This is a genomic window from Oceanicola sp. 22II-s10i (assembly GCF_002210105.1).
In the GTDB taxonomy this organism is placed as follows: domain Bacteria; phylum Pseudomonadota; class Alphaproteobacteria; order Rhodobacterales; family Rhodobacteraceae; genus Pseudooceanicola.
This window is the reverse complement of sequence record NZ_AQQU01000023.1, coordinates 21,716-30,136: the sequence shown is the minus strand read 5'-3', so window position 1 is coordinate 30,136 and position 8,421 is coordinate 21,716. Positions and strand designations below refer to the sequence as shown.

Below are 8,421 nucleotides of genomic sequence, written 5' to 3'. Positions count from 1 at the left end.
AAATCCTCCGTTGCTCAAACCCCTAAATCTGTCCGATGGGTGCTGACGTCAGACACCGGCGGCAAGACAAGGCTGGGTTCGGTCAGCAAGATGGGCCAGACGGACATCCGCCGCCTTCTGATAGTCGGCGCCATGAGCGTGATCCGGTGGGTGGTTCGCAAGGGCGGAAGTGCAAACCGCTGGCTGGCTGCGCTGGTGGCGCGCAAGCCCAGGATGGTCGCGGCCGTCGCGCTGGCGAATAAGATGGCTCGCATGATCTGGGCTATGACAACGAAGAAAGAGGATTATCGAATGGCGTGATCTGACCCCGAGCAGGGCTGGACACGACATGGCCGCAAGGCCGGGGCGAGCGATCGACGAGGAGTAGGCGACACGGACTTCGAAGTTCAAGGCGGGAGATTCAGTCCCGGGGCTCGAGCGCTTTCAGCTCTCTGAACCGATGTGAACCCAGCCTTCCGAACAGCATACCGGCCCGTGGCGTCATGGAAGGCCACGCTCAGAGGCCTGACACACGTCCGATCGAAGACCCCGCCGACGAACCGCAGATATCGCTTGCCAAACAGGGGGCATCCACACACGCCTGGCCCGGCGATTGACCTGCAAACTTGCCGGATCAAGGACGCGCACATCATAACCCTCTGCCTGTAGAAACCGCGCCAACCAGAACCCGTCATGGCCAGCCTCGAAACAGAGGACCATATCCTTGGCGTCTGAAGTTCGTCGTAGTCGGGCGAGCAAACCCAACTTATCGCCACCGGTCAGGCGATATATGGAAGGCTTGTCTCGATCAGGCTTGGCAATACCGATAACCCAGCTGCGTTTGCTCAGTTCAATCGCGACAAAAGTCTTCGGTTCGATGGTATCGTTATGGTCCATGAAAAGGTCTCCCGCAAAAATCCAGATGCGGCCAGGCTAACCAAACAGCGCGTTCCGCCCTCATAGGATCTTTTTGTCGGAAGGGCTCAAAAGGTGAGCCCGGCAAAGAAACGGTTGATGATCCAGCACGACCATCCCGATCTGAGCATCAGCCAGCAATGTAAGCTGGTAAGCCTGAGCCGATCTGCGTACTACTACACGCCGGTCGGGGTCAATGCGGACACGCTGGCGATGATGAAAGAGATCGCCCGGGTGTTCACCCGATACCCGTTCTTCGGATCACGCCAGATCGCGGCGTATCTGCGCCGGGAAGGGATCGTTATGGGTCGTCATCGCGTCCGTCGCCTCATGGCGAAGATGGGCTTGGAAGCGATCTACAAGCGTCCTCGAACCAGCAAGCCGCACCCCCAGCATCCGGTCTATCCATATTTGCTGAGGAAGATGCAGATTGACCGACCCAATCAGGTTTGGTGCGCAGATATCACCTTTGTGCCGGTCAGGAATGGGTTCCTGTATCTGGTCGCCATAATGGACTGGGCCACGCGCAAGGTCCTGAGCTGGAGGCTGTCGAACACGATGCACGCCGACTTCTGCGTCGATGCTTTGAACGAAGCCATCGCCAAGCACGGCCCGCCCGAGATCATGAATACGGATCAGGGCAGCCAGTTCACCGGATCGGCCTGGATCACCACGTTGACCGAGGTGGGCGTGCGCATCTCGATGGACGGTCGGGGAAGATATCTCGACAACATCTTCATCGAACGCCTGTGGCGATCCTTGAAGCAGGAGGCCATATACCTTGAGGAAATCTCCGATGGCTTCCAGGCCCGGCGCGTCGTCAAGAACTGGATGGTCTTCTCCAACACCAAACGGCCCCCTTCGGCGCTTGATCGGCAAACGCCTGACGACGCATATTGGGCGGGCTTGGAAGAGCGAAACGCAGCATGAAACCTAAACCGGATACACCTTAGAAACGCTGCAAACCTGTCCGAAAAGATGGGACCACTTCAGGTGCTCGCCGAGCATCCAGTTGGCGCAAGCGTCGCAGATGCTGCCGCATGAACCCGCGGCGCAGCATCACAGACCTCTCGGCCGATCTTGCAGACCAGGCCGAGAGTTTCTGCCGCCAGTATTTCCCCGAGGGACGCAAGCAGGGCAATTATTGGCAGGTCGGTGACACATCGGGAGCAAAGGGACAGAGTCTCGCGATCCGACTGCAGGCGGAAAGCGGGCGCAAGGCCGGGTCCTGGCAAGATTTCGCGACGGGTGAATTTGGCGACTTGATCGACCTGCTGCAAGAACGGCTTGGTTCGGTGACACTCAAGGAAACGCTAAGGGAGGCCCGGTCCTTTCTCGGCGAGGCCCCCTGCCCTGCCGTAACTCGTGAAACCCAAAGGGCTGAGCGCCACGATACTGCCTCCAGCAAACGGATTGCGCGGGCGCGCAAGCTCTTTGCGGCTGGCAAGCCAGTTCTTGGCACCTTGGCCGCCACCTATCTGCAAGGGTGCGGCATCACGCGCCTCGGTCCCGCGCTCCGCTATCATCCGCGGGTCTTCCTACGTCAGGGCGAGGACGATCCTGATCTGGCAACAAGGTCCCCTGCCCTGCTCACAAAGATCACGGACAATCGGGGCCAGATGGACCTGTCACGCTTTCGTGCCGCTCCGATTGCTCATTTAAGCGACCTTTCGTTCGAAGGCCAAGGGGCTTTTCCAGCCCAATGCTGAGTGCCTTCGACGCGGATTGTAGAAGCCGTTGATGTATTCGAAGATGGCCATCTCAGCGTCGCGGCGCGTCCGCCAGGACCGGTGCCACAGAAGCTCGGCCTTGATCGTCTTGAAGAAGGTTTCGACGGCAGCGTTGAAGCTCCTATATTCGTCAAGGCGCGATTTCATCTGTTTTGGGCACACAGAGCTGGCTGTAGATCTCACGGATGATGTAGCGCTTCAGGCATCTGATTATCTCGCTTTTGCTCTTCCCGTCTTTTGTGCGCTTTTTGACATAGGCAAGCGTTGGTTCGTGGCTTCGCATCCTGACGATGGCCACGCGATAGAGCGCTGCGTTGGCTTGCCGATTGCCGCCACGGTTCAAACGGAAACGTCGGGTCTTCCCGCTTGATGCAGGGATAGGACAATCCCCGCAGAGCTTTGCAAAGGCTGCTTCCGAACGAATGCGTGTTGGGTCGTCGCCGACGAGGATCAGCATTTCAGCAATGGTCAATGTGGCAATACCATGCGAGGCCATCAGTGTCGGCGCACGTTCTGTGACAAGGCGTTGCAACTCGGCGTCGTGGGCGATGATCTCATCGTTCAGCCACAGCCAACGGCGCGCCAACGCTTTCATGGCCATTTTCGCCGAGGCAAGCGGGGTATCGATGTCGCCCGGTCTGAACGCGGCGATATGCCGGATGAGCGCCACCTTCCCTCGGATTTGGTCCAGCGCCTCGCGCAGTTCGGCGGGCGCGTTGATGATCAGTGTTTTCAAGGTCACCATCGCCTGTGAACGCGACTTGACGGCCGTATCTCTTGCGATTTTCAGATGCCGGATCATCTCGGACGACCCGGTTTGTGTCTTTGGACGTGCCGTCGCTTGTCCGGAAAGAACGGACCTTGCGGCGCCTTCTGCGTCCAGGCTGTCAGTCTTGCCCTGCGTGTATCGCAGCTGGCGATTTGGTCGCGTCACCTCAACCACGGTGTGGCCCTGAGAGAGTAGATGCCGAGAGAGCCCGGCGCCATAAGACCCAGTTCCTTCAATCCCAAACGCCAGAACTTTTCCATGAGACTGCGACCACCGCTCCAGTTCCGAATACCCCTTCGGGTTTGTCGGAATGGACAGCGCCGCCAGCCGTGTGCCTTGCGTATCAATCGCGACGGCAACGTGGGTTGCTTTGTGCGTGTCGATGCCGATGATAATTGGGTGTGCGGTCTTCATGGTGCCCTCGTTGCCTGAGATATGCCCGGGCACCGATCCGAGGGGACAGGACTGTGATGGGGCGTCCCCGTCAGGCTCCTATAAGGTCACATCTCGCCCGTTGCCGGGGCGACTTGACGGTCGACACGTCAACACAATGACACGCGGTCAATCGTAGCATGGGTCAGGCCATCAAGCCGCAATACCATATTCACAGTCGTAACAATTCCCGGTCCCGCTCATTGATACCTTGAAGCCGTGCTCGCGCAGGATCTTCTGGTAATCGTGAGAGCAGTATTGGCTGCCGCGGTCCGTGTGATGGATGCAGCCCTTCGATGGTCGCCGCAAGGCAATGGCCATGTTCAAGGCCCGGATTGCCAAGTCACGCTTCATCCGGTTGCTGACGGCCCAGCCGATCACCCGCCGGGAATGCAGGTCGAGGATAACCGCCAAATACAGCCAGCCCTCTTGGGTCCAGACATAGCTGATGTCACCCGCCCATTTCCGGTTCGGACGGGCTGCCGAGAAGTCCCGGTTCAGCAGGTTCGGTGCGATGTTGAAGCTGTGGTTGCTGTCCGTGGTCGCCTTGAACTTCCTGTTTCTCCTAACCGCAATACCGTTATCACGCATCAAGCGCCCGATGCGGCGGTGGCCGACTTGCAGGCCCAACTCTTTCAATTCCTCGGTCATGCGTGGCCGGCCATAGCTGCCGAGAGACAGGGCGAACTGTTCACGGATGTGAGCCAGCACAACCATGTCCTTGCGTTGGCCCTGGCTGAGGGGGCGGCTTCGGAAGGCCCGATACCCTCGCGAGCTGACATCCATGATCTGGCACAGCCGTTCGACGGGCAATATGTCGGCGTTCTTTGCGATGAAAGCGAACCTCATTTGCTTCGCTCCGCAAAGAACTGGGTGGCCTTTTTTAGCACATCCCTCTCCTCCCGGAGCATACGGTTCTCTTTACGCAGCTCGGCGACCTCGCGCTCGAGATCAGACTGGGCGGCTGGTTTCTCGGGATTGCGCCGGTCCTGCTGGATCCAACGGCTCAGCGTCGAGAAGCCGACGCCAAAATCTGCTGCCACCTGCTTACGCGGCAGGCCGCTGGTCAACGCTACCCGCACTGCCTCTGCGCGGAATTCCGGGGTTGGTTTCTGTGCCATGATGTTTCTCCTTTGTGGCAAAATACCAAGTCAAAGGAGCGGAACAATTCCGTGACAGGTCCAAGATCACCGGATGTGCGCTGTTCTATCTCGACCCGTCCACCGGCGTTTTGGCCGAAATCGAGAGCCCGAAACGGATCCTCGGGCAACTGCATGGCCACGCCATCCGCTTCTGGTCCGGCAAGGCGCGCTCTGATCTCATCGTCGGCGAAGGTCTCGAGAATACCCTCTCGGTCGGCACGGCTCTCCCGGAGTTCGACCTCGCGTCTTGTCTCACTGCCACCCATCTCGGGCTCTTCATCCCGCCGCCGGGGATCAAACCTATCTGGATCGCACGGGACAATGACGAAGCTGGTCGCTATGCATCTATGAGATTGCGTAACCAACTGGAATCGCTTGGAATTGCCTGTGGTGATCTCGTGCCAAGTATGGGCGATTTCAACGACGATCTGCGGGCTTTTGGCAAGGATGCGCTGCGACGGTCTCTTCTCAAGGCAATGAAGGCGCAAGGTCTGGAGATCGAGCACGGGTGAGCGCCTGTCTCCACTCGTGATGACCGAGGGGGCAAAGGTTCCGCGGGCTCGATCTGATCCCGCTTGGATAAGGGGAGCGATGGACCAGCGGGTCGGGGCTGAGTGCCCCTCGCCCGGGCAGCAACGCGCCCCGCGCCAGAAAATTCCCCTGCCCCTTCAGGGCATTCCTCGCGGGAACAATTTTCCGGCGCGCGGCGCATTCTCCGCTGCGCTGCGATCCTGACGGATGCGGCCCGGTCGCCGCCGGTCCTGATATCGCCCCATCCAAATCGGGTCAGATCAATCAGAGGAACCAGACAATGCCCCATCAGACAGACATCCAAGAGGAAACCGGCGTGACCTCCGCCATCCTCGACCACCTGGCACTTCACGGCGCAACGCCGGGGGCCGGCGAGACCGATCATCGCCCCCTGCCCCAGCCAGATGAGGTCGAACTCGCCATGGCGACCCTCTTTGATACCACCATCGGCCTCCTCACCGGCAGCCAGTTGGAAGACAATCTCGAAGAGATGCTCTGGTCCCTGACCTCGATTTTCCATCGCCGGCTGACCCATATCCAGAAGCTTCTCGACGACAACGAATTCGAGGTCCGGGAAATTCTGGCCATCCAGGACGGCTCCGAGGTCGCCTCGGTCGAACTCGAGCGCCTCCAGGTGATCGGGCTCAAGCTCTGGGATCACCGCGACGCTTTCGAGCAGATGCGCGATCTCGCCGTGGACCACTTCTCGGCCGCCACGGGCTCGCCTTGGCTCCCGCGCACCGGATCCAAGGTCTCCCATCGTGGTCTCACCTCCGCCGTGGTGGATAGCCGGGCCTATCTCTCAGCCAAGCGCCGTAAGGAAACCGAAGTGCATTGCCCCGAAGGCACGCGGATCGCCTTCTCTGGCGGCGACTATCAGGCCTACGACCTGATCTGGTCCGTCCTCGATGCCACCCTTGCGAAATACCCCGACATGGTGCTGCTGCACGGCGGTACGCCCAAGGGCGCCGAGATGATTGCGGCCCGCTGGGCAGATACCCGAGGTGTCACCCAGGTGGTCTTCAAACCCGACTGGAAAAGCCACGGCAAGGCCGCCCCTTTCAAGCGCAACGACAAGATGCTCGAGACCATACCGCAGGGTCTGATTGCCACGCCCGGTTCGGGCATCACAGAGAACATCGTCGACAAGGCCCGCAAGCTCGGAATCCGCATCAAGAGGATCGGGGCTTAGGCCCCGGTTCGATCTCGGCTTGGGTCAAGGAAGCAACCTTTGGCCCTGTTTTCGCGAATAGGCAGCAATGCGGACAAAGGGTGCATTCGCTGCGGATGCGCAGATGGCTGCTTCAGGTTTGGCGCACCGATAGGACATTGCAGCAGGTCGCGCCGGTTAGTCCGTATAGCTTTGGCAGGCATCAACTCCGTTGGCTGTCGAGGCAAGTAGCTGATCTGCATTACGGATGAGATCGGCGACCCGCCTGTCCGCCAGACGATACCGAACGAAGCGGCCTTTGCTGCGGCGACTGACCAGCCCGCATTCCAGCAGACAGCGCAGATGGTTCGAGACGTTGGGCTGACCCAAACCCGTATGCCCGACGATTTCCTGTACGTTGCGTTCGTCCGACACCAGCGCATCGAGGATCGTCAGACGGCTGGGATCGCTTAGGCCCCGGAAGAGCTTTGCCCGCAGTTCCAGTGTATCGGGTGCCGAAAGATCGTCTTGAATGTTTTGCGCTGTCATATCATTATCCACTGATACGTTAGCAGCGTACCTTTTCGCCCGCCACCACAAAAAGGATCGCACATGAGCCAGCCCGATAACAGCAAGTTGGCGACAGCCTCCTCCCCGATCCGAATGCGGGTGCAAGGCATGGACTGCGCGAAAGATGCCGCCGAGATCGAGCGCGCGGCCCGGTCTGCGGGCGTGGCCGAAGGCGACGTGAAAGTGTCCGCCGCCACCCACATCATGACATTGCGGATCGCGGACGGCGATCTGCCGAAAGTGCGGCCCGCGCTCGACGCGACCGGCTACGGTTTCGAGAAGATCGAGGACGGCGATACATCGTCCGATCCGGCCTACAAGGACCCGAGCTATCGCCGCGCGCTCTGGATCGTGGTCGCGCTCAATCTCGGATACGGCGTGGTCGAAATGTTCGGCGGGTTCCTGTCCGGTTCGCAGGCGCTGAAGGCAGACGCGCTCGATTTTCTGGGCGATGGTGCGATCACGTTTCTGGGCCTGCTCGCCATCGGCTGGAGCCTGACATGGCGGGCGCGGTCGGCGATGATCCAAGGCGTGTTTCTGGGCCTTCTGGGCCTTGGCGTTGTCGGCAGCACGCTCTGGCGTGTCCTCAACCAGACCACGCCAGAAGCCGGGTTGATGGGAGCCTTCGCGGTAGGTGCGCTGATCGTAAACATCCTCGCGGTGCTGCCGCTGCTAAAGCACCGCAAGGGTGATGCCAATATGCGAGCCGTCTGGCTGTTCTCTCGCAACGACGCCATCGGCAACCTCGCCGTGGTCATCGCCGCCGGGCTGGTCGCGTGGCTTGGCAGTGCATGGCCCGACCTGATCGTCGCGTTCGCGATCGCGGGGCTTTTCCTGCATTCGTCGTGGATGATCATCCGCGATGCCCGGAGTGACTTGGTGGAAGCTGACTAACTCCATCATGGTGCGACGCGCCGGACGAAAGCCGACATTCGCGCGCCCCGCAGCATCGGTGAGTCTGGGCTCGTTGCCGCCATTAGCTGCACGGTAACTTAATGACCGTTTCGGAGCTGAGGGTCTTCAACGGGCATTTTCTCCTGACCGGTACCCTGCCCTATGGCTTCTTCCCGATTGCTAATAGCCCCACATCTTCGGTCATTTAGCCCGGGGCGCTGCGCTGAGGTTGGTTTTCGTGTTTCCGAGAGTGTGACCTGTCGGCACCTCAGGGCTAATATCTCAGCTTTTCACCAGATCGCCAATCGG

The 8,421-nt window shown here is 59.9% G+C and carries 8 protein-coding genes and 3 pseudogenes; 6 read left to right on the top strand and 5 right to left on the bottom strand.

Going from position 1 to position 8,421, the window contains the following annotated elements:
* Positions 1-300: pseudogene (locus tag ATO6_RS24025) on the top strand (hypothetical protein); the annotation flags it as partial.
* 180 nt (positions 301-480) lie between these two features.
* Here ATO6_RS24025 and ATO6_RS24020 read toward each other — a convergent pair.
* The gene (locus tag ATO6_RS24020) at positions 481-876 is read right to left on the bottom strand and encodes a transposase (protein WP_176441091.1); all 396 of its coding nucleotides are present in this window, start codon (positions 874-876) and stop codon (positions 481-483) included.
* 93 nt (positions 877-969) lie between these two features.
* On the opposite strand from ATO6_RS24020, the gene ATO6_RS24015 reads away from it, so the two are divergent.
* Positions 970-1,824 carry an IS3 family transposase gene (locus ATO6_RS24015; RefSeq protein WP_254919269.1) on the top strand — a complete coding sequence of 285 codons (855 nt, stop codon included), beginning with the start codon at positions 970-972 and terminating at the stop codon, positions 1,822-1,824.
* A gap of 110 nt (positions 1,825-1,934) precedes the next feature.
* Positions 1,935-2,603 (top strand): hypothetical protein, encoded by a 669-nt coding sequence (locus ATO6_RS24010; RefSeq protein WP_254919268.1) that lies wholly within the window; start codon positions 1,935-1,937, stop codon positions 2,601-2,603.
* On the opposite strand, the pseudogene ATO6_RS24005 reads toward ATO6_RS24010, so the two are convergent.
* The 3 genes and pseudogenes from ATO6_RS24005 to ATO6_RS23995 all read right to left on the bottom strand — a co-directional run.
* Positions 2,553-2,738, bottom strand: a pseudogene (locus ATO6_RS24005) (IS3 family transposase); the annotation flags it as partial. The gene ATO6_RS24010 and the pseudogene ATO6_RS24005 sit on opposite strands and share 51 nt — an antisense overlap.
* Positions 2,739-2,754: 16 nt before the next feature.
* On the bottom strand, positions 2,755-3,807 hold the full coding sequence (locus ATO6_RS24000) for an IS110 family transposase (protein ID WP_088626469.1): 1,053 nt from the start codon (positions 3,805-3,807) through the stop codon (positions 2,755-2,757).
* A gap of 195 nt (positions 3,808-4,002) precedes the next feature.
* A pseudogene (locus ATO6_RS23995) lies at positions 4,003-4,946 on the bottom strand (IS3 family transposase); the annotation flags it as partial.
* A 14-nt stretch (positions 4,947-4,960) separates the two neighbouring features.
* On the opposite strand from ATO6_RS23995, the gene ATO6_RS23985 reads away from it, so the two are divergent.
* Complete coding sequence (locus ATO6_RS23985; protein WP_254919267.1) at positions 4,961-5,479, top strand: toprim domain-containing protein; 519 nt, start codon at positions 4,961-4,963, stop codon at positions 5,477-5,479.
* Between the two features lie 299 nt (positions 5,480-5,778).
* On the top strand, positions 5,779-6,690 hold the full coding sequence (locus tag ATO6_RS23980; RefSeq protein WP_088626467.1) for a DUF2493 domain-containing protein: 912 nt from the start codon (positions 5,779-5,781) through the stop codon (positions 6,688-6,690).
* Positions 6,691-6,846: 156 nt separating this feature from the next.
* Here the strand turns inward: ATO6_RS23980 and ATO6_RS23975 are convergent, their stop codons facing one another.
* Positions 6,847-7,197, bottom strand: coding sequence for a helix-turn-helix transcriptional regulator (locus ATO6_RS23975; protein WP_088626466.1), 351 nt, complete (start codon positions 7,195-7,197; stop codon positions 6,847-6,849).
* A 63-nt stretch (positions 7,198-7,260) separates the two neighbouring features.
* Here ATO6_RS23975 and ATO6_RS23970 point away from each other — a divergent pair, with 63 nt between their 5' ends.
* Positions 7,261-8,112, top strand: coding sequence for a cation diffusion facilitator family transporter (locus ATO6_RS23970; protein ID WP_007803328.1), 852 nt, complete (start codon positions 7,261-7,263; stop codon positions 8,110-8,112).
* Positions 8,113-8,421 lie beyond the last annotated feature (309 nt).